Origin of the sequence: Actinocrispum wychmicini (genome assembly GCF_004345645.1) — a bacterium.
GTDB classification, from domain to species: Bacteria; Actinomycetota; Actinomycetes; order Mycobacteriales; family Pseudonocardiaceae; genus Kibdelosporangium; species Kibdelosporangium wychmicini.
The window spans coordinates 349,120-369,267 of sequence record NZ_SLWS01000004.1 but is presented as its reverse complement, the minus strand read 5'-3'; the positions used below and the strand labels follow the sequence as shown (position 1 = coordinate 369,267).

Here is a 20,148-nt window from a genome sequence, read left to right as displayed (position 1 = left end):
CCGCCAGTCCGTCCTGCTTTTCCACACGATGTCCGTTGGCACGGCTGGCCGACGGCGGCCTGTTGAGATCCATAATGGACGTTCGTGGGGTCGTCTTGTCGTTGGCGCATCCCCTTTACGGCGAGGTCGTGCGCGCCGGTGGTGGTGCTGGACGACCTGTCGACCGGCTTCGCCGAGAACATCCCCGCCGGTGTGGAGTTTCACCGGCTGTCGGTGCACGACGTCGCCCAGGTGCTCACCCTCGATGCGGGGTTCGACGGAGTGCTGCACTTCGCCGGCAGGATCGAGGTCGCGGAGTCGGTGGCGCGGCCGGACGTGTACTGGCACAACAACGTCCAGGGCTCGCTGGCCTTGCTGGCGGCGGTGCGGGCGGCCGGCACGCCGCGGTTGATCTTCTCGTCGACCGGGTCGATGTATCAGGCCGAGGGCACCGAAAAGCTCACCGAGGACGCGCGGGTGCGCCCGCGCAATCCGTACGCGGCCACCAAGCTGATGGTGGACATGATGCTGGCCGGCGAATGTGGGGCATTCGGGCTGGGAGCGGCCAGCCTGCGCTACTTCAACGCCGCCGGGGCGGTGGGCAGGCTGGGCGAGCGGCATGACCCGGAGAGCCACCTGATCCCGATCGTGCTGCAGGTCGCCGCCGGGCAACGCGACGAACTGCTGCTGTACGGGGACGACTACCCGACCCCGGACGGCACCTGCGTGCGGGACTACATCCACGTGTCCGACCTGGCCACCGCCCACCTGCTCGTGCTGGAGACGATCCAGCCGGGCCCGCACGAGGTGTACAACCTCGGCAATGGCAACGGCCACAGCAACAAGCATGTGGTCGACGCGGTGCGGGACGTGACCGGGCGGGCGGTGCCGGTCAAGCTCGCGCCCCGACGGGATGGCGACGCGGCCGCGACGGTCGCCTCCAGCGAGAAGGCCCGCCGGGAACTGGGCTCGCAGCCCGCGAAACCCGAACTGCACCGCATCGTCGCTGACGCCTGGGCCTTCCACCGCGCCCGTCACTAGGAACGGTCGGGCGCGGAGCAGGCCAGAGCGGCGAGGAGGCTCGCCAGTGCCGCGTGCAGATCGCCGTTCGCCGGAGGTGCTGGCACAGACACGGACGCCGGCGCAGTCGCGGAGCTGGCGGTTTCGGCCCAGCCGTCGGTGTCGTGTCTGCTGCGGAGGAGGTACCCGAGCGCGAGGAGGAGGTGGTCGCTTGTCGTCGCCGGTTCCGCCGTGTCGACGAGTGTGGCGGCCACAGCAAGGAAGCGATCCAGCCAAGGCAGTTCATCGTCGGTGAGAAGGCGCTGTGCGGCGCAAGACGCGCGGCCGTGCGGGCCACATGCGGATCGTCTTCGAGGAGCACCTGCCACACACGCTGACGCAGGCCATCGGCCGCGGTCAGGTGTGCGGCCGTCTGAACCCGGCGAACTTCGACTGGAGCGCAGCGAGTTGATGATCGCCCAACTGGGGTGCGTCGGCCCGCCGGCGATCTCGCGGGCCTCCTCCAACGCGGCCACGGCCTTGTCCAGCAGTTCCACATCCGCCGTGATCTCAACATGCTCAATTATTGCCGCAGCCAGCGAGTTCAGGCTCAGCACCCGGCGCGGATCGGTCGGCTCGACCAACCGCGGCACCTGCTCGAAATGCCGGATCGCCGCCTCGATTCCGCCAACGTCCTGCCGTGCGGTGTGTTTCAGTCGCTCCTGGCCGAGGATGAGATGGAAGGTGGCGCTGTAGGCAGGCAGCATGTCCGCACGCGCGGCCAGGCGTTCCAGCAGAGTGATTTCCGCGGGCTCGAGTACGGCCGCGACATCGTCCTCCTCCACGAACAACGACGCCTGGTATGCCCGCGCTACGGCCAACGTCCACACCGCCATGTCGTCCGGGTCAAGGCCGGGCCAGGATCCGCGCCGTCAGCTCGCGGGCCCCCGCCTCGTCGCCCCGCACTCTTGCGGCTTTGAGCGAGTGGACCTCCCGCATTATCTCGAGCGCCTGACGTTGGCTTACGGAGTCCGTGCCGGGCAGGTCCAAGTGGGAGAGATCGAAGCCCGCCCGTCCGATCGCCGACTCACGACCTTCGAACCCGGCACGCGCGAACGAACACGCATCCTGAAGCGCGGACAGCGCCTCGGGACTGAGGAAACCTGGTTGTAAGGCCGAAACCGCGGCGGACAGCTGGTCTGGATCCGGCAGGTCCCCTTGCTTGAATGACGCCGCCATCCGGAGGGTGGACTCGGCGGCGGCCCGGCCCTGCGGCCAGAATGGCAAAGCCGGCGGATGCTCATCCGCGATGCCGATCAGCTCGGCGATCGCTCCCGGCTGATCCAGCCAGGCCTTGCCCCCCTGGCCGAGGAGCGCCAGCACCATCGCTGCGCCGACCTGGCTGCGCAGGGGACTGCTCGCACCCAACCCCTTCACTCGGCTGAGCATCTCGTCGGGGTCGCCGACGTGCCGAGCATCCCGAGGATGCCCCCGATGTCCGGACCAGCCTCAGGATCCACGCAGCACGCGGCCGCAGAGCCATGGACGTCCCACTTGGATCAGTCGAGCATCAACGCGGTGGACCGCTTGGCGACGGACCGGGCAGGTGAAGGCCCGGGTGACCGGTACGGTCCGTCGAACGGGTTTATGTGGGTTCGGTGGACCCGATGACCGGCGGTGCCACCGAGTCCGTGCCGTCGTTGAAGATCTCGTCGAACTGCTCGACGACCCCGTACTTCCGCTGGTGTTCCTTGTCCGTCTCGCCGGCCGCCCGGGCGCCACCCATGCCGCCCAGCGGGGCGCCGCCGCGCGTGCCGTTTCCGCCGGTCGGGGTGTTGGCCGGCGCTTGCCTGCGGTCTTGACGCACGGTGTCGGCGCCACGGCCGGCGCCGGTGCGGGCGCCACCGCCGAGGCCGGCGGCACCGATCGGGACCGCGCCGCCAGGTGCGGCACCGGTGGACCCGCTGGCGTGGCTTGGGTACTGGGGCGCGTTTGGCATGGTTTCGTGGGACAGCGGAATCGCGCCGGTCGATTGGGCGGCGACTCCTAGCGGGGCGGCACCCGGCACCGCCGAGCCATCCGGTGTGGAAGTGTGACCCGGCAGGGGCGCGCCGCCGCTGAAACCGCGGGCGCTCGACGACGGGGCCGATGCGGCGCCTCTTCTGGAATCCGTAGCGCCCATGGCGTTTCCGGGGTTCGCCGCGGCCATGGAGCTCGCGGGGCTGCCGGCTTGCGGTTGATCGGCACCGGCGCTCGGGTTGGGCTCCGCGTCGGGCCGAACACTCTGCTGGCTGATGCTCGACAGCGCCGTCTTGATCAGGTCCACGACGCCCATCGCGCCCTGCACGAGCTTCATCAGGTTGTCCCCGCTGGCCAGCAGCGCCGCCAGCTTCGCGGCACACTTCGCCGCGGCCGCCGCGGCGATCCCCACGCACGGCGGGATGGCCTGCGGGACGGCCCCGGGGTTTGTCTCCGACTGCGCCACGGCCTGGGTCATGATCGGAACGATCTCCCCGACCGCCTCGGAGATGATCTCGGTGACCTCCGCGACCGCCTGCGCCACCACCTGGCCCGCGCCGATGATCGCGCTGCCTGTCGTGGTACTCGCGTGGCCGAGGCCAGCGACGCCGTTCGCATGCTGCGTAGCGGTGGCCCGATAGTCCGACGCGGCCGCACCGGACCAGCCGGTGGTCTCCGCGCTGATCGCGCCCTTGTACGCGCCGGCCACACCGTCCATGTTCTGCCCGGCCTCGTTGAAGCTCTGCGACCCGGACGTGACCGAGGCCGAGTTGCCGCCCTGCAGTTGGCTGAGCGGCTCGCCGAGGAACGACACCATCGGCCCGAACCAGCCGAGGCCGGCCGTGACGAGCGTGGACAGCGGGTTGAGGGTCGAGGTCAGCAGGCCGAGCGGCGAACCCGGCACGCCGAGTCCGGGCGACACCCAGCCCATCCCGCGCACAGCGTCGTTGGACGCCGAAAGGTCGGCGACCATCTGGGCGGTGTTCGTGTTGGTCATCAGGGGTACTCCCGGTTCAGGTTGCTGGCGTTGGCCTCGTCGGTGTGCTCGTAGTGGGCGGCAGCGCGGGAGATGCCTGTGCTCACCTCGGCCACCGAGGACGACGCGTCCGTGATCGTGTTCGCGACGTGCGTCATGGCGCCCTGTAGGCCGGTCGCGAGGAACCCGGCGAACAAGCCGAGCGCGAGGTCGGCGAGGCCGCTCGGCAGCTGCCCACCGATGGCGGACAGCTGGTCGGCGACGTCTCCGACACTGCCGGCGTGCTTGCGGAGTTGCTCGTGGTCGACGACGAACTGGTCAGATGGGCTCATTGGTGATCTCCGGTGGGTTGGCGAAGTAGTCGTCGTCATCGCGTTTCCGGCCCACCGGCACACCGGCCGGCAGGTGCTGCTTGATCACGTCCAGCGCGGGGCCCTCGCCGAAGTACTCGGTCGAGATGCCGACGATCTGCGCACCGGCCGTGTGCTGCGCCTGCCGCGTGGTGTCCAGGATGAGCCGCGCGAGCTCGTCGGATTCGAGCGTGCGGGCAGCCGGGGTGAGGGTGAGGTCCTCCAGCGTGCCACCGGCGCCGACCCGCACTGTGACCTCGCCGCGCGGGGAAGTTGCCGTCCCGCCGACCTGCCGCAGCCGCGCGCCGGCTTCCTTCGAGCGCGCCACCACGTCGGCGAGCTGCTTTTCGTACTTCGCGAGCCACTGTTCAGGATCCATCGTGTTCTCTCCTTGCGATCATGGCCAAGTCGTCGAGCGTGAACCGAATATCGTTATGCCGCAACGGGTTCATACTCAGCCAGCCGTCCGCGGTGTGGTCCAGCCGGACCCGGCCGCGTGGACTGTCCAACCAGGACAGTTCGGTCCCCGACCGGGTGGCGACGCCGGCGACGCGGCGGGTCGCGCCGAGTTGCCCCCGGCCGGTCAGTTCGGGGAGCAACTCGCCGAGTTCGTCGAGCACGGCGGGATCGGCGTGATCGACGCTGTCCGACGGGAGCGTGATCGGCATGGCCTGGGCCGGCGCGACCTCGGGCACCATCTCGATCAGCGCGTCGGCCAGCGCGTTCTGGGCCACCCGGCGGACCAGCACCAGAGCCGCCGGGTCGCCGGTCTGCGGCTGGCCGCAGATCAGCGCCCAGTTCCGGTAGACCATGGCCACGACTCCTACCACCGCTTCTGGAGCGGCCAGCACGAGATCGACCGTGCCCCGGAACTCCCGCAGGGCCGTGACCACCTCGGCCGCCGGGCCGACCGGCCCGCGCTCGCTGGCCAACCCGCGGCCTCGAAGGGTCGAGCCCGCCGCGGCCAGCAGCACCTGCCGCTCGCCCTCGATCCGGCCGAACTCCGGCACCCGCAACGGGAACGGGAACCGCGCGCCGGCGTGCGCGGCGAGCAGGTCCAGCTCGACGAGTCCGAAGTAGACGCCGGAGCCGATGTCGTGCGCGACCGCGGCGGTCACGTCGAGGTTCCCTTGTCGTTGAACTGCAAGGAACCGGCATCGTCGCCGGCCTTGTACCGGTCCACGGCCGTCCGCAACGCCTTGTGGTAGCTGGCCAGTTCGGCGTCGGCCGCGGTGACCTCGCCGGTGAGCCCGGCCGGGCCGGCCGCCTCGAGCAGCCGCTTCGCCAGGTACATCGCGGGCGGCGCGGTGCCGAGCAACGGCTTGTGCTCGGCCAGCCGTTGGGCCGACGACACCAGGCCGTTCGTCTGGTCGCCGATGTCGACCAACGCCTTGACCTGGCCGATCAGCTCGTCGGTCAGCAGCTGAAAGCCGTGGTGGGGTGCCTTTCTAGCGGCCACCGTCACGCTCCTCGTCCGTCAGGTCCCCGATCACCGGGACGCTGCCTCGCTGGTCCGGCTTGAAAAGCCGGTGGTCGACGGTGGGCAACCGGTTGCCTCGCCGTTCGCGCTCGTCGTCGCCCGCCCGTCCGGCCATGCCCGGCGACATGAAGCCACCGGGCCCCGCCGCCCCCCTGGCGGCGGCCAACTCGGACAGCACGGTGTTCTCCGCGGCCAGCACGCCGGGCAGGACCGTCGGGCCGACTCCGGTCAGCCCGCCGAACCCGGCCGCGCCGCCACCCCCGACCAGCCGGGACCACGGCACACCGCCAGTACCACCGACCGCGCCCCTGCCGGCGAACGCCCCGACGTCGCCGCCGAACCCGGCCGTGGTGGTCCCCGCCCCCTCCAGCCCGTCCACCTCGTACGTCCTGGACTTGGTGGAGTCGGACTGCGCCGGCACGACCTGGTGGCCGCTGCTCGTCAGGCTTGTCTCGTAGCGCTGCATCACCCGCACCGCCTCGGCCTTGGACGCGCCCGCCACGGCGTCGCCGGTGAACAGCCGGGCGCCGCCGACGAACACCGCCTCGATCGGGTTCATCGGTCCGGCGCCGACCGCGCTCGACATCAGCGTCATCGGGTCCGGCGGCGGCGGTGGCATGGTGTTCCGGGCGAGGGCCAGCGCATCGCCGGCGTCATTGGCCGCCTTCTGGACCGCGCCCGCCCGGGCACCGACGTTCCAGATCCGGTCACTGAGCTCGGCGAGCCGGTCCGCGGCCAGTTCCGACGCCCGACCCTGCCAGTTCGCCCGCAGCGCCGACCCCTGGCCACGCAGGGCGTCCGCGAACCCGGTCAGCGCGGTGCTGTGTCGTCCCCATTCGGCGGCGACCGCGCTGACGTCCGCGACATCCGCGTCCTGCCACAGCATGCGGTACAGCTGCTCGTGGCTGTAGGCATTCCAGTTCATGCCGCCCGGCGGGGCCGGCGAACCAAAGAATTCCGCCCACACGCTGTCCAGGGCGTCGGTGAGGCCTTGGGTCAGCTGCGCGAGCGGCCCGGCCGGACCCAGTACGGAGGTGACCGCGCTCGTCAGTTCCTCGACGGTTTCGAACACGTCGCAGATGCTCGTGCGGACGGTGGGAGCGGACCAGGCTAGCGGACCGGACACCTATGTCCGGCGGCCGAATCCGCAGCTCAGCCCGTCAGGTGATCGTGGAGTCGGGCGTGCCGGAACTGGTACACCGCACCGACATGGCGCAGTACCCCGCGCTGGCACGCGTCGTCAAGGAATGCGATCAAGGCCCAGGGCAGCCGTCGGTGCAGCGGCAACCAGATACGCGCCAGCGCCAGCCACTGACCCCAGGCGGTCAGGCTGAGCGTGACGCCGAGCCCGACCGCCAGGCCGAGCACGAGCCCGTAGGAGACCCCGTGCAGCAACCCGTACCGTGCTCCGTGCATCAGCCCGGCCATGACTCCGTACGCCACCGCGGACACGAGTCCGAGAACTACCGACTGAAAGATCACGGTTGCCCGGTTGGTGGTCAGCAGGTCGGTGGGGTTGACCGCGGTTCTGACATCGAGGGGTGCCTCGAAGCGGGCCATGAGCCCCCAGACCAGCCCGATCAGCGGGCCGATCACCAGCCCGGCCAGAACCCCGTACCAGGGCCCGGGGCCGAGTTTGCCCACGATCCAGAAATGGATCCCGAGCACCCCCGCGAGCCCGAGGCCGCCCGCGAGCGCGAGCCCGACCGTCACCCCAACCATGAACCTGCGGATGAACCGCACCCCCAGCCGCCGCTCCCCGCCGTGCAGCCGCATCTGCACGCGGAAAGGTTTGATCGCCGCGCCCCCGAAGGCGAGCCCGACTCCGCGCGCGAGTCCGACGGCCAGTGCGGCGGCGAGCCCGTCCAGGGGACCGGCGGTGAACGCGTCGGCGGCTTCGGTCTCGAACCCGAGTCCACCCATCAGCGTGGCCACGAGCCCCGCCGCGAACGCGAAGGCCACCCCCGCCACCAGACCCACCACGAAGAGTCGCCGCAAGGGGCGCATGGTGCTGCCCAGCTGCCACCAGGTCAGGTCGCGGGTGCCGAGCCGATTCAGGTGCCGGGCGAGGTAACGCAGCCAGCGCTGGACGCCGTCCGGATCCCAGCGCCGGCGGCCGGGCTGATCACGGTAGACCGTCGGGATGAAACTGCTCAGCAGGTGATCTTCGAGGGCGTACTGGCCGTCGAACCGATCCGTGTCCAGCAACTCCTGCGGATCGTGGCCGGCGGGGTCGCTGTAGATGGCGCGCGCGAGTCCGATCATCAGTGGGGTGGTCAGCACCGCGCGGAGGTTGACGCTGGCCGGATGCTCGGGATGGTCACGCAACTCGTTGAGGACCGGCTCCCACCCGGTCGCACCGCTGGTCCTCGGCAGGTAGTTGACCAGATCGGACACGGTGAGATCGGTCAACGAGACGGCGGCGGCGGCCGTCAGCGCGTCGCTTCGGGCCACGGTCGCGTACTCGCCTGGGCGGCTGGTCAGCAGCAGCGGCAGGGTGGTGGCGTTGAGCGCGTCCAGGGCGGCCCGGTGCAGCCCCTCGGCGAGCTCGTCGAACCCGTCCAGAACGGGCAGGATCCGACCGGCCTCGACCAGTGCGCAGGCCAGCGTCGATCCGTCGCGGCCGGTCGCCGAAAGCCCCGGATGGTCACGCACCAGCCGGCCGGCCAGCCAGTCCCGGAACCCGGTCGTGGTCGGGTTCCACGACCCGAGGCTGAACACCACCGGCACGGCCCCGGCGCGGGGGCGCGTCCGCAACATGTCCAGGACGAACCGCCCGGCCAGCACCGACTTGCCCGATCCCGCCCGACCGAGCACGACCAGCCGGCCCGACGGTATCCGCCCGTAGAAGTCGGCGATCTCAGGCAGGTGCCCGGCCAGGTCCAACGGTGTCGCGGACTCACCCGGCGCGGCACGGCAGATGTTCGCCCAGTGATCCATCACGTCGTCGGGCGCCAACTGCCAGCGGACCGGCAGCGGGAACGGATCCTGGATCCGCCGCAGTTCTTCTTCCCTCTCCCAGCGCGCGCGGACCGCGTGCGCCAGATCATCTGTGGCCTCCGCCAGCCCGCGCTCGAACGACGACACCAGTGGGATTCCGTTGTCACTGGGCGGATCCGGCGGCGTCTGACCGGCGGCAACGGCCAACAACTGGGCCCGCTCATCCGGTTTGAGGCGCAGCGCGTCGGCGAGCAGCCGCACCGTTTCCACTTGCGGGTTGGCACTCTGCCCGGTCTCCAACCGGCGAATGGTCCGTACAGATAAGTCAGAACGTTCCGCCAGAACCTCCTGTGTCAATTTCGTCTGCCGCCGAAACTGTCGAAGTAGCGCACTGAACTGACTCGTCACACACAGCACTCTATCGAGCGCACCCAGCCACCATTGGTGGATTCAGGCCATTGGCGGACGGAGAGGCATGACCAGCTACTGGGTGAACACGACGTCCACCCAGTAGTTGGTGTCGCTGAAGGTGCGGTCCGGGAACCCGGATGCGCCCACTTTGTAGACGCCGTTGGGGCTTGTTGCCGTGCTTTGCAATGCCTTCAACGGTTCCAGCCCGACCGCCGAGTTGGTGAAGTAGTCGGAGTCAGCCGCGTATCGCCCGGTGTTCGTGTGGTACGAGGCGATGTACGTGGTGTTGGCCGTGATCGGCACGGGCTTCGAGAACGTGAGCGTCTGCCATCCCTGCGTCGTCTCGCCGGTGAACTTCCCGGTCGCCAGCAACTGGCCGGTCGCGGTCCACAGTGTACCGGTGTGCGTACCGGTGTTGCCTTGTCCTTTGTAGAACTTGACGCTTCGGATGTTGCCGGCCGCCTGTGCCTGGAACTTCACCCCCAACTCCACCGCGGTCGAGTCGTTGGCCGCCGGCACGCCAGGTACCGTGCTAGTGGACCAGATACTGCACGGGCACGGTCGCGGACTCACGACAAGGGCCTGGCTCACAGGCGCGGACAGGTTGGCGGAGTCGTCCACCGCCCGTACCCGGACCGTGCTCGGGCCCGAGGCTGACGGCGTGAACACGTACTGCCAGGTGCTCCCGCCGGCCGGCCAGTCGGCGGCATGCCAGGTGGTTCCGTCGACCGAGACCTCAACTCCCGCGACCTTGCCCGCGATGTCGGAGACCGTCCCGCTGGCGGTGTACGGCGAGCCAACGACAGGCGGGAGCGACGGGGTGATGGTCACCACCGGCGCGGCGACGTCCGTGGACGCGGTCGCCAGGACCAGCCCGGGCATCAGCGTGCCGGGTTGTACACCCATGTCGGCGAGGAGGTTCACCGTCGCCTGCTGCATCCGGACGTCCGCGGTCGGTGTCCCGGTGGCGAACAGATGCTCGTTGTCCAGTCCCCACGACCACTGCACGGTCCCCGCCGCGAACACCAAAGCGCCGCTCGACTGATCCCGGTACATGGTCAACGCGTGGACCTTGGTGCCTGGACCGTACACGTCACCGTAGTTCTGGAGCACGAACTCGCCGGTCATGGTCACGGACGTGCGCGACAACTGAGCCACACCAGGCGGCTGGAACCCGTTGTCCTCCACCGAATCCCACTCATACCCGAGAGTTCCCGGCCGGAAGGTGTAAGTGGTGTTCGAGGTGGCCAAGGAGGTGTTGCGCCACAGCCGCATCTTGCCGTACGCGGCCGGCACGGCCAACGAGTCGTTTCGGACACCGTTCACCGTGAATATCTGCCCCAGCAGGGAGTTTTCCGGCCGCCCGCCGTCCTTCGGCGGACTGAACCGCGGATCGCGCCAGGTACCCGTCCACACCGTCGGGTTCGGGTCGACCTGACCTGGTTTGGTTTCCTTGTAGCAGACCAGAGTCCGCCAGTTCGTGTGGGACGCGTCAGTGCTCGCTTCCCACCGGGTCTTCCAGAAGATGTCGTTGCCGGTCAGGAACGCCATGTTCACGCCCGCGGCCCTCGCCGCCTCCACGTTGGCGCGTTGCTCGTTCGACCAGTACTCGTCATGCCCGACCGGCATGAAGACCTTGTGGTTCCGGATCAGGTCACCACGCCGCGCACTGTCCACATCGGTCGTGTAACTAATGTCATAACCGTTGCGCTCCAGGAACTTCAGCATCGGGAGCTCGGCGTTGAAGAAGAAGTTGTTCTCGCCCTGACCGGCGACGATCGGCCGGTTGTAGCTCACTTTGTACGCCGACCCACCGTTGCCGGGCCCGGTCCCGTTGTACAGGCTGCTGCCCGTCGGGTTGCTGGTGCCGTTGCCGTAGGTGTTGTACGCCTGCCAGGTCGAGTCAGCCGTCTGGAACAGGACGTCCGACCGGCTCACGTCGTCCCGTACGACGAACACGATCTCGCTCTCCCCCATCGTGTCCAGCCGATGCAGAACAGCGTAATAGACGCCGGACACCGCTGTGGCCGGCAGCGTGTAGCTGACCGAGGTCGCCCAGTTCCCGCAGTCGACCAGCCCGGTGGAATCACCGTCCAGGCAAGGCGGCTGGGTCTGTGGCGTGGTTCGCTGCACGGTGCCGACGAGTCGTGCGCCCGCGTTGTTGTAGTAACCAAGCCGGTAAACAGAAATCTGGTAAGCGCTGGCCGTGGTCTTCACCTTGAAGTTGACCGTCGCGCCAGGTGAGTAGCTGATGTCGTCGGTGAAACCGACAATCGAGTCGTCAATGGCGGCGACCTGCCAGTCGGGGTTTCCCGGCAGCGTGTTCTCGCAGGCGACCTTGCTGGCAACCGGCGGATCGCACGGCTGCGCGACCGCTGAAGACGCCGATACCAGCACGTTCGACCACAGGAGCGTACCGACCACCACGAAAACCGAAAGGAGACGAACGAACCTGGACACTGGCAACCTCCACCGCCCGGCCGAACAGCCCATCGCCGTCACCATGACGAATCGTGGCCCAGCGGTCGAGCGTTACGACCGGCCAGAACCGGGGCCATCCCGGAGTGATCGGGTCAGTGGGCGATCCGCTTCATCAACGCGTCGACGTAGGCCGTGTACCGGTCGATGAGATCGCCGACCGGGTGCATCAGGCTGGCGACGTTGGCGCCAATGGCCACCGAGATGATCTCGTCCGCGAACACGCCGACAAGGGGCGCGGACGGCCGCTCGCCCTTGTCCCGGGCCGCCGCGATCCTCCTGGTCAACTCGCCCCGCCAGTTCGTGAGCAGGTCGCGGTACTGCCGGGCCAGGTCGGGGTTCGCGACCGAGTGCTCCCACAGCACGAGCAGCACCCGCGCGGACGTGATCCGGTGCGCGTCCAGCGGCATCGCGGCCTCGACGAAGCCACGCAGCGCCGCCAGTGGGCTCAGGTCGGGGTCCAGCGCCAGCATGTGCTGCTCGGTCTCCTTCAGCACACTCTCGAACGTCGCCGCGATGATGCTGTCCTTGCTCGCGAAGTAGTGCTTGAGGGCGCCGTTGGCGAAACCGGCCGCGGTGACGATGCTGCGCATCGTCGCCGCCTCGAAGCCGCCCTCGATGATCAGTTTCTTCGCGACTTCGACGATTTCCCGACGCCGCTGATCGTGATCGATGACCTTCGGCATGACTGGTGACTCTAGTTCAGGCCGGTTCGCGCAGGCCAAGCCACGTGTTGCGGCGTTCGGCCTGGCGGACCGGGTCGGCGACGGGCGACGCGAGCAGCAAGCGTCGGGTGTACGGGTGTACGGGCTCGCGTGTGACCGGTCCGGTGGCCCCGGACTCGACGATCTCCCCCTGGTACATCACGGAGACGCGATGGCAGACACGACGCACGACACCGAGGTCGTGCGAGACGAACAGGTACGACACGCCGGTCTCCCGTTGCAGGTCGATGAACAGGTCCAGGATGGTGGCCTGGGTGGTGAGGTCGAGCGCGCTCACCGGCTCGTCGCACACGATCAGCCGGGGCCGCCGCACGAGTGCCCGCGCGATGGCGACGCGCTGGCGTTGCCCGCCGGAGAACTCGCTCGGGTACCGGTGCACGGAGTCGGCGGCCAGCCGCACGCGGTCGAGCATCTCCGCGACGACCGCCTTCGCCTGTGTCACCCCGGCCACCACGAGCGGCTCCGCGAGGATCTCGCCGACCGTCATCGTGGGATCCAACGAGCCGTACGGGTCCTGGAACACGACCTGGATGTCGTTGGCCAGCCGCCGCCGGGCCGCGCCGCGCAGGTGCGTCACGTCCTGACCGTCGAACATGATCTGCCCGGACGTCACGGTGGCGAGCCCGAGCACGGCCTTGCCGAGCGTGGACTTCCCGGACCCGCTCTCGCCGACCAGGCCGACGCACTCCCCCGGCCCGACCGACAGCGAAACCCCTTTCAGGGCACGGAATCTGGACCGACGGCGGAGCCGGTAGTCGACGACCAGGTCGTCGATGGCGAGCAGGGCGCTCATCGACCAGTCTCCTCTCCGCCCGTGCGGGCCGGGCTCCGGTCCGGCGCGGGGTGGTCCCGGGTCCACCGATCGTCCAGTTCGTCGCGGCCGTCGGCGTCGTCCAGGGACGCGCTGATCAGCTCGGCCGTGTAGGGGTCCTCGGGCTGCCGGAAGATCCGCTCCACCGGGCCGGTCTCCACGATCCGGCCGTCCTTCATCACCGCGACCCGGTCGCAGATGTCCGCGACGACCCCGAAGTTGTGCGTGACGATCACCAGCGCCATGCCGTACTCCTGCCGCAACTCCCGCAGCAGCTCAAGCACTTCGGCCTGCACGGTGACGTCCAGGGCGGTCGTGGGCTCGTCGGCGACGAGCAGCGACGGCCGCCCGGCCACGGCACCCGCGATGAGCACGCGCTGGGCCATGCCGCCGGAGATCTGGTGCGGGTAGCACGAGAGCACCCGGTCGGGGTCGGTGATGCCCACCCGCACGAGCACCTCACGGGCGCGGGCCCGGGCCGCTGCCTTCGACAGGCCGTGCACGTGCCGCAGGGGTTCGACCAGCTGCCGTTCGATCGGGTAGCACGGGTCGAGGTTGGTCATGGGCTCCTGGGGGACGTACCCGATCGACCGGCCGAGCAGCGCCGCACGCTCCTTCGGCGGCAGGCCGCCGACTTCGCGGCCGTCCACCCAGATGCCGTCCGCAGCCGCGGTGCCGCCGGCGGGAAGGAGGCCGAGGACGGCGAAGATGGTCTGTGTCTTGCCCGACCCGGACTCGCCGACGATGCCGAGGACCTCACCCGGGGCGGCGTCCAACGACACCCCGCGGACCACCTCCTTCACTCCGGCCGGCGCCGAGTACCCGACGCGCAGGTTCTCCACCCGCAGCGCGCATTCCTCGGCGGAGTGGGCGTGTTGGCCGCTCGGGCCCCGATCCGGCAAGCCCACGGGCGCGACGAGGGCTTCCCGAACCCGGGCCCGAGCCCGTCTGGTGGGTTGTTCGACGCGGACACTGACCAGGTCCGCCAGGGTGGAGCCGATGAACGCCAGCGCGGCGATGGTGACGCCCAGCGCGATCGACGGCCACAGCAGGATCAACGGATACGTCAGGATGTTCTGGAAGCCGTCCAGCATCATCTGGCCCCAGCTCGGCGTGTACGCCGACCCGATGCCGAGGAACTGCAGGCCCGCCTGCAAACCGATGGCGATCCCGGCAGTCAGCGCGGTCTGCACGATGATCGGCGCGTACACCGCGCGCATCATGTGCGTACGCAGGATGCGCGGGGTGGTCACGCCCGCGACCCGGGCGGCGTCGATGTACGGCTCCTTGCGAACGGCCAACGCCCGCGCGCGGGTGATCCGGTAGTAGCCGGGCGCGAAGAACACGCCCAGCGCGATCATCAGGACCGTGAAGTTCTGCCCGGTGCCCGCCGCGACGACCAGCAGGACGATGATGACCGGCACCGACTGCAACGCGTCGCTGATCCACGAGCAGATCCGGTCGGTCGCGCCGCCGAGGTACCCGGCGGTGACGCCTGCCGGGACACCCAGCAGCAGACCGGCGACACACGTGATCACCGCGCCGTACAGCGTGGTCTGGGCGCCGTAGAGCAGACGGCTGAACAGGTCCCGTCCGGCGGTGTCGCCGCCGAGCGGATGACCGTTACCGGGGGCGGCGTGGGTGAGGGCGAAGTCGACGTGGTTGGGGTCGAACGGCGCCAGCAACGGCGCGAGGGCCGCGAGGGCGACGACGACCACGAACACAGCGAGGGCGGCCACCCCAACCGGCCGCCGAAAATACCGCCGTACCAGCGAGATCCGCTTGACGGGCGCCAGGGTGGCGGGGAACGGGGCTGCGGTCATCGCTCGCGCACCTTCGGGTTGACCCACCCGAGCACGAGATCGAGCAGGAAGTTGACGATGACGACGAACACCACGGTCACGGCGGTCAGGCCGAGCAGCACCGGGATGTCCCCGATCTGGGACGCGGACTGGGTCAGGCTGCCGATCCCGGGCAGGTTGAACACGATCTCCACGACGATCGCCCCGCCGAGCAGCCCCACGAACATCAGCGCCAGCACGGTCAGCGCGGCCGGTGAGGCGTTGCGCAGCACGTGCATCGTGACCCGCCGCTTCGACAGGCCACGGGCTCGCAGCGTGCGGACGAAGTCCTGGCCGGCGACCTGGAGGAACCCGTTGCGCAGCTGCTCGGCGACCATGACGATCGCGCCGAGCGCCAGCGACACCGACGGCAGCGTGATCGACCGCAGCCACTCACCCACCGAACGGTCCGGCGAGACGTACCCGACCGCCGGAAACCACTTCAGCTGGATGCCGAACCACGTCACCAGCACCAGGCTGATCCAGAACCCGGGCAGCGCGAACAGCACCACGGACGCGAGCTTGAGCCCGCGATCGAGCAGGCCGCCGGGCCGCAGCCCAGTCGCCACACCGACGACCAGGCCGAGCACGGCGGCGAGCAGCGTCGCGAACGCGACGACCGACAGTGTCACCGGCACCCGCAGCGCGATCTGGTCGCCGACGGGCTGGAAGTTGCGCCACGACGAGCCGAAGTCGCCGGTGATCGCGTGCGAGAACCACGTGCCGAACTGGCTCAGCAGCGGCTGGTCGTACCCGATCTTCGCGCGCAACGCGGCCTGCTGGGCCGGCGTCGCGCTGTTGCCGAGCAGCCCGGCGGTCGGATCGCCGACCGCCAGGTGCGCCAGGAAGAACGTCGCACTGGTGACGACCACGAGCAGCAGAATCCCCGACACCAGGCGTTTCGCGACGAACGTCAGCATTTCCTGCTCCTCACCGGCCGATCTGTCCAGTGTAGACAGATCGGGCCGGCCGGGTCGGGCGCGTCAGCCGCGCTGGATGAACCGGAGCGTCGGGAACATCATGCCGGTGATCGGCGTGACCGTGATCCCCTTGACACTGAAGTACATGTTGTTCGCCTGGTACCAGACATCCCACCAGGCCAGGTCGACCAGCTTGGCGTTGAGCTGCTTGAGCAGCTGCGCCTGCGCCGGGCCCGGGTCCGCCTTCTCGACCTGGTCCGCCAGGGCCTTCACCTCGGGGAACTTGTCAAGAGACGGGTTCGGGTTGTACCACTGCGCGGACGTGACCTGGTCGGTCAGCGTGGCCATGTCGTTGGCGTCCATGGCGATCACCGCGAGGAACATCGGGTACGTGGGCGCGTTCTTCTGGTAGTCCGGCATCTGCATGTTCTGCCAGTCGACCTTGACACCCAGCTCGCCGAACGTCTGGTTCGCGGCCGGCTGCCACGCCTGGAAGATCGGCGACATCGGCATCTTCACCGAGAAGCCGTTCGGGTAGCCCGCGTCGGCGAGCAGCTTCTTCGCCTTGGCCATGTCGGTCTTGTACTTGTCGTTCATGGACTTGTCGTAGATCGGACTGTCCACAGGCCACAGTTGGTCGGTGACCGTGCCGGAGTCGTTGCCGACCGCCTTGAGGATGCCCGCCGCGTCGAACGCATAGCCGATGGCCTGCCGGACGCGCTGGTCACCGAGCGCCTTGACCTGTGCGCCGGTGCGGTCGGCGAACTGCACGCCCACCCACGACGACGCCTTCTGCGCGACGTTCCAGCCGTTCTGCTGGGCCTTCGGCAGGTTGGCGGCGTTGGCGAACTGGACGTTGAGCTGGCCGGACAGCATCGCGTTGAAGCTGGCCGTCTGGTCGGTGATCGGCAACAGCCGTACCGTCTGGAACGGGTACGTCGTGGCGTCCCAGTGTTCCTTCTTCTTGGTGAAGACGTACTGGGACTGCGGCGTCGACTGCGTCTTGTCATAGGTGTACGGGCCGGACCCGGCCGGGCCGTTGGCCAGCGAGCCCGCCTGGATCGCCGCGGGCGAGGCCATCCAGCTGCGGCCAAGGCCCATGAAGTACAGCAGCGCGTCGTCCCGTTTGGACAGATGGACGTCCACCGCGTCCGCGCCCTTGGCCTCGACGCCGGCCACGTTCAGGTACGCCTGGCCGGACCGCACACCCGACTTGAGGTGCTGCAGGTTGGCGACCGCCGCGGCGGCGTCGAACTTCTGGCCGTCGTCGAACGTGACGCCCTGGCGCAGATGCAGGGTGAGGGTGAGCCGGTCGGGCGACCAGTCCCAGGACGTGGCCAGCGCGGGCACCGGCTGGGCGTCCTTGTCCAGCGCCACAAGCGGATCGTAAACGGCGGACAGGTACGGCCCGTCGAAGCCGATGTCCGCGAGGGCCGGGTCCCAGGACGTCACGTCCAGGAACACCCCGGCCTTGAGTTCGTCGGTACCCGCGCCGCCCCCGCCGCCGCTGGTGTCGCCGCTGGAGCTGGTGCATCCGGCGAGCGCCATGGCGGCCGCGAGCACCGCTGCGACCAGCGCCGCTGTCCGTGTCCTCGTCATCGAGTCCTTCTCTCGGGGAGCTGGAGTTCGGGTTAGTCTACGACTGTCGGCAAAAAAATCAACGGGTCACCGACCAGCCGTTATCCGCCTGATAACCGATCGTCTACGAGCGTTGACGTGGGATGTTCGTTCTGGCAGGTCGCGGCTCAGACCGCTTCGGCGACCAGCACGCGCGGACTGCCGGGCAGGACCAGGACGTCCCGTTGCCGCCAGCCGGCACCGGCCAGCCACTCCCGTACCTCGGCCTCAGGATGGACCACGGTGCCGTCGATGACGAAGTACTCGCCCGCGTGCAGGGCGTCGATCCGGCGCTGGCGGGCGTCGCCGTCCAGGAAGAAGTCGAGCAGCAGGAGGGTCGCTCCCGGGTTCGCCGCCGCACGGGCGTTGGCGAGGATCGTCCGGTTCTGCTCGGCGGTGAAGCGGTGAACGACGTGGTTGACCATGACGATGTCGTGCTCGCCCACAGGGGCGGCCGTCTCGGTGGCGGCCGGTTCGACGGTCGCCCGATCGCTGAACCCGGCCGCCGCGAGCGCGTCCGTGATGCCCTGCGTGGCCATGTCCGCGAAGACGAAACGCACGGTCAGGTCCGGGTTGGCCCGCAGCGCGCCGATGGCGAACTCCGGCGACAGTCCGCCCAGGTCCAACATGGACTTGTACGGCGTGAAGTCGAAGCCGCGGGCCAGCATCGCCGCGTGCAGCGCGTTGTACCGCATCACCCCGGCCATGAACGTGCCCCACCGGGCGTCGTCCATCCGCAGGTCACCCGGTGTTGTCGTGTCCACTGTGGAGTCGAACTGCAGCCAGTGGCCGTAGCTGATCTCGTTGAGGAACGTCAGGAACGGCGCCAGGTCGGTCACTCCCGCACCGCCGAGGTACTCCGCCGAGTCGTCGGCCAGCGCGTAGCGGCCGTTGTCGCGGTCGAGCAGGCCCTGGGCGTTCATGGCGTCGGCCAGGGTCCGGACGATCTGCTCGCTCACGCCGGTCGCCTCAGCGAGTTCCGCGACCGTACGTGAACCGTCGGCGAGCGAACGGAAAAGCCCGATGCGGGACGCGGCGAACAACTGCTTGGCACCCATGTAGCCAATCGCGATGTCGACGATCCGGTCGGGGGTGGGGACGGCCATGCTGGCTCCTCTCGCAAGTTTCTACGAGCGTAGGCAATAAACCCGGCGACCACCAGGCTTGCCCGGCCATCACTTCGCGTGCACGACCCGCCCGCCCAGAACCGTCATCTCGACGTCCACATCGGGCAGTTCGGCGGCGGTCAGCGCCAACGGGTCAGCGGCCAGCACACACAGGTCCGCCACCATCCCCTCGGCCAGCGTGCCCTTCCACGACTCGGCGCCGTCCTGGCGCGCTGAATGCACTGTGTAGCAACGAAGCAGCCTCGCCACACGTTCCCGGGGATTCGCGGCCGGACCCAGAAGCTCGTCCGCGGCGGCGATCTCACTACGCCAGTCCGGTGAGAGTACGGGCGCGTCCGACGACAGGCACAGCGGGACGCCCGCGTCGAACGCCTCCTGCAGCGGCCACGTGCTCCGGTCCGGCCCGAGCGCGGCGGTGACGAGATCCGCGGTACGGACCGCGATGCCCGCCTGGGTCGACAGTCCGACGCCCAGGGTGGCCATTCGCTTGAGCTGCGCGGGACTCACGAGGTCGCCGTGGATGACGTAGTGCCGCAGATCGGACTTCCCCGCCTGCTGCACGGCGTCCAGGAACAGTTCGATGGCGTGGTCGCCGGTGGCGTGCACGCCGACCTGGAGCCCGGCCTGGTGCGCGGCCAGGATCATCCGCCTGAGGTTGTCCTCGCGCTCAGCGGAGTTCTCGCCCGCGACGAGCAGGTCCGGCCGGGTGCCGTCGGGGTAGCACGTGCAGGCGGTGCGCATCGGCGGAATGCCGTCGGCGAAGATCTTCACACCCGCGAACCGCAGCAGCCGCGGGTCGGGCGTGGACATGTCCATCGCGGCCAGTCCGGCCCGGAAATCCGCCAGCGTGCTCGGCCCGTCCAGTTCGCCGTACAGCCAGAGGGTGGTGACCCGCGCCCGCAGCTTCCCCTCGGCCGCCAGCGACCGGTACTGCGCCACGACCGACGAGCCGAACGCGCCCGTGGCGCCCTCGTCCTCGCCGGGGCCGAGGCCGGGTTCGGTGTAGCTCGTGATTCCCAGCCGGGCCAGCAGATCACCCGCGCGGAGGATCGCCGCCCGCTGGTCCTCGACCGTACGCAGTGGACGCTCGGGAGCCGGGCCTGGTTGTTCGCCACCGAACAGGGTGTCCGGCCACAACGCGCCCAGCCAGGTCGCGTGCAGGTGGGCGTCGTTGATGCCGGGGATGACCGCGCGGCCGTTGAGGTCGACGACCTCGGTGCGCGGGCCGACGAGGTCGGTGCAGTCGGCGGCGTCGCCCACCCGCTGGACGTGCCCGGCGTGGACGGCGATGGCGGTCCCCGAGCCGGCGCCGGCCATGGTGTGGACCGGTCCGCCGCGCAGGACAAGATCCGCGTGGGGTAACGGCACGGGAGCTCCCAGAGGTGTCACAGGGTCTCGACATTTTTGTCGACACCCGTAGACTAAACCATCACGTGGCCAGGTTGTCACCGGAAGGAGCCTGATGACCGTCCCGA

Annotated in this window: 18 protein-coding genes; 1 reads left to right on the top strand and 17 read right to left on the bottom strand. The window is 69.4% G+C overall.

Translation table 11 applies throughout. The annotated features are described in order from the left end of the window. The first annotated feature begins 138 nt into the window (after positions 1-138). Positions 139-1,020, top strand: coding sequence for a UDP-glucose 4-epimerase GalE (galE, locus tag EV192_RS19770; RefSeq protein ID WP_243726951.1), 882 nt, complete (start codon positions 139-141; stop codon positions 1,018-1,020). Here the strand turns inward: galE and EV192_RS19765 are convergent. From EV192_RS19765 to EV192_RS19685, 17 genes are all read right to left on the bottom strand, one after another. Beyond that, the gene (locus EV192_RS19765) at positions 1,017-1,874 is read right to left on the bottom strand and encodes a hypothetical protein (protein ID WP_132117402.1); all 858 of its coding nucleotides are present in this window, start codon (positions 1,872-1,874) and stop codon (positions 1,017-1,019) included. The two genes, galE and EV192_RS19765, sit on opposite strands and share 4 nt — an antisense overlap. A gap of 10 nt (positions 1,875-1,884) precedes the next feature. Next, the gene (locus tag EV192_RS19760) at positions 1,885-2,415 is read right to left on the bottom strand and encodes a hypothetical protein (protein WP_132117400.1); all 531 of its coding nucleotides are present in this window, start codon (positions 2,413-2,415) and stop codon (positions 1,885-1,887) included. Between the two features lie 208 nt (positions 2,416-2,623). Beyond that, positions 2,624-3,994: a WXG100 family type VII secretion target gene (locus EV192_RS19755; protein WP_132117398.1), complete on the bottom strand. Its 1,371-nt coding sequence runs from the start codon at positions 3,992-3,994 to the stop codon at positions 2,624-2,626. Beyond that, positions 3,994-4,305 carry a WXG100 family type VII secretion target gene (locus tag EV192_RS19750; protein ID WP_165960492.1) on the bottom strand — a complete coding sequence of 104 codons (312 nt, stop codon included), beginning with the start codon at positions 4,303-4,305 and terminating at the stop codon, positions 3,994-3,996. Before EV192_RS19750 ends, EV192_RS19755 begins: the two co-directional genes overlap by 1 nt. Continuing rightward, positions 4,292-4,702: a YbaB/EbfC family nucleoid-associated protein gene (locus tag EV192_RS19745; RefSeq protein ID WP_132117394.1), complete on the bottom strand. Its 411-nt coding sequence runs from the start codon at positions 4,700-4,702 to the stop codon at positions 4,292-4,294. The genes EV192_RS19750 and EV192_RS19745 overlap by 14 nt, the downstream gene beginning before the upstream one ends. Further along, on the bottom strand, positions 4,692-5,441 hold the full coding sequence (locus EV192_RS19740; protein WP_243726950.1) for an ESX secretion-associated protein EspG: 750 nt from the start codon (positions 5,439-5,441) through the stop codon (positions 4,692-4,694). The genes EV192_RS19745 and EV192_RS19740 overlap by 11 nt, the downstream gene beginning before the upstream one ends. Next, positions 5,438-5,782, bottom strand: coding sequence for a hypothetical protein (locus EV192_RS19735; protein ID WP_132117392.1), 345 nt, complete (start codon positions 5,780-5,782; stop codon positions 5,438-5,440). The genes EV192_RS19740 and EV192_RS19735 overlap by 4 nt, the downstream gene beginning before the upstream one ends. Next, entirely contained in the window at positions 5,772-6,875 is a 1,104-nt protein-coding gene (locus EV192_RS19730; RefSeq protein ID WP_243726949.1) for a WXG100 family type VII secretion target, read from the bottom strand. Before EV192_RS19730 ends, EV192_RS19735 begins: the two co-directional genes overlap by 11 nt. Positions 6,876-6,955: 80 nt before the next feature. Continuing rightward, positions 6,956-9,151: a helix-turn-helix domain-containing protein gene (locus EV192_RS19725; RefSeq protein WP_132117390.1), complete on the bottom strand. Its 2,196-nt coding sequence runs from the start codon at positions 9,149-9,151 to the stop codon at positions 6,956-6,958. Between the two features lie 75 nt (positions 9,152-9,226). After that, complete coding sequence (locus tag EV192_RS19720; RefSeq protein WP_243726948.1) at positions 9,227-11,578, bottom strand: DUF4082 domain-containing protein; 2,352 nt, start codon at positions 11,576-11,578, stop codon at positions 9,227-9,229. Positions 11,579-11,727: 149 nt separating this feature from the next. Next, positions 11,728-12,318 (bottom strand): TetR/AcrR family transcriptional regulator, encoded by a 591-nt coding sequence (locus EV192_RS19715; RefSeq protein ID WP_132117388.1) that lies wholly within the window; start codon positions 12,316-12,318, stop codon positions 11,728-11,730. A gap of 16 nt (positions 12,319-12,334) precedes the next feature. Then, positions 12,335-13,150, bottom strand: coding sequence for an ATP-binding cassette domain-containing protein (locus tag EV192_RS19710; protein WP_132117386.1), 816 nt, complete (start codon positions 13,148-13,150; stop codon positions 12,335-12,337). After that, positions 13,147-14,991, bottom strand: a complete 1,845-nt coding sequence (locus tag EV192_RS19705; protein WP_132117384.1) for a dipeptide/oligopeptide/nickel ABC transporter permease/ATP-binding protein — start codon at positions 14,989-14,991, stop codon at positions 13,147-13,149. The genes EV192_RS19710 and EV192_RS19705 overlap by 4 nt, the downstream gene beginning before the upstream one ends. Then, positions 14,988-15,929, bottom strand: coding sequence for an ABC transporter permease (locus tag EV192_RS19700; protein WP_132117382.1), 942 nt, complete (start codon positions 15,927-15,929; stop codon positions 14,988-14,990). Before EV192_RS19700 ends, EV192_RS19705 begins: the two co-directional genes overlap by 4 nt. A 63-nt stretch (positions 15,930-15,992) precedes the next feature. Beyond that, complete coding sequence (locus tag EV192_RS19695; protein ID WP_132117380.1) at positions 15,993-17,528, bottom strand: ABC transporter substrate-binding protein; 1,536 nt, start codon at positions 17,526-17,528, stop codon at positions 15,993-15,995. 146 nt (positions 17,529-17,674) lie between these two features. Beyond that, positions 17,675-18,652 (bottom strand): methyltransferase, encoded by a 978-nt coding sequence (locus EV192_RS19690; protein WP_132117378.1) that lies wholly within the window; start codon positions 18,650-18,652, stop codon positions 17,675-17,677. A 69-nt stretch (positions 18,653-18,721) separates the two neighbouring features. Next, positions 18,722-20,041: an amidohydrolase gene (locus EV192_RS19685; protein ID WP_243726947.1), complete on the bottom strand. Its 1,320-nt coding sequence runs from the start codon at positions 20,039-20,041 to the stop codon at positions 18,722-18,724. Between the last annotated feature and the right edge of the window lie 107 nt (positions 20,042-20,148).

Excerpts from the sequence above, each read along its gene's own strand:
- EV192_RS19710 (WP_132117386.1), bottom strand. The coding sequence starts at position 13,150 with ATGAGCGCCCTGCTCGCCATCGACGACCTGGTCGTCGACTACCGGCTC.
- EV192_RS19700 (WP_132117382.1), bottom strand. The coding sequence starts at position 15,929 with ATGCTGACGTTCGTCGCGAAACGCCTGGTGTCGGGGATTCTGCTGCTC.
- EV192_RS19755 (WP_132117398.1), bottom strand. The coding sequence starts at position 3,994 with ATGACCAACACGAACACCGCCCAGATGGTCGCCGACCTTTCGGCGTCC.
- EV192_RS19695 (WP_132117380.1), bottom strand. The coding sequence starts at position 17,528 with ATGACGAGGACACGGACAGCGGCGCTGGTCGCAGCGGTGCTCGCGGCC.
- EV192_RS19715 (WP_132117388.1), bottom strand. The coding sequence starts at position 12,318 with ATGCCGAAGGTCATCGATCACGATCAGCGGCGTCGGGAAATCGTCGAA.
- EV192_RS19750 (WP_165960492.1), bottom strand. The coding sequence starts at position 4,305 with ATGAGCCCATCTGACCAGTTCGTCGTCGACCACGAGCAACTCCGCAAG.
- EV192_RS19765 (WP_132117402.1), bottom strand. The coding sequence starts at position 1,874 with ATGGCGGTGTGGACGTTGGCCGTAGCGCGGGCATACCAGGCGTCGTTG.
- EV192_RS19705 (WP_132117384.1), bottom strand. The coding sequence starts at position 14,991 with ATGACCGCAGCCCCGTTCCCCGCCACCCTGGCGCCCGTCAAGCGGATC.
- EV192_RS19690 (WP_132117378.1), bottom strand. The coding sequence starts at position 18,652 with ATGGCCGTCCCCACCCCCGACCGGATCGTCGACATCGCGATTGGCTAC.
- EV192_RS19745 (WP_132117394.1), bottom strand. The coding sequence starts at position 4,702 with ATGGATCCTGAACAGTGGCTCGCGAAGTACGAAAAGCAGCTCGCCGAC.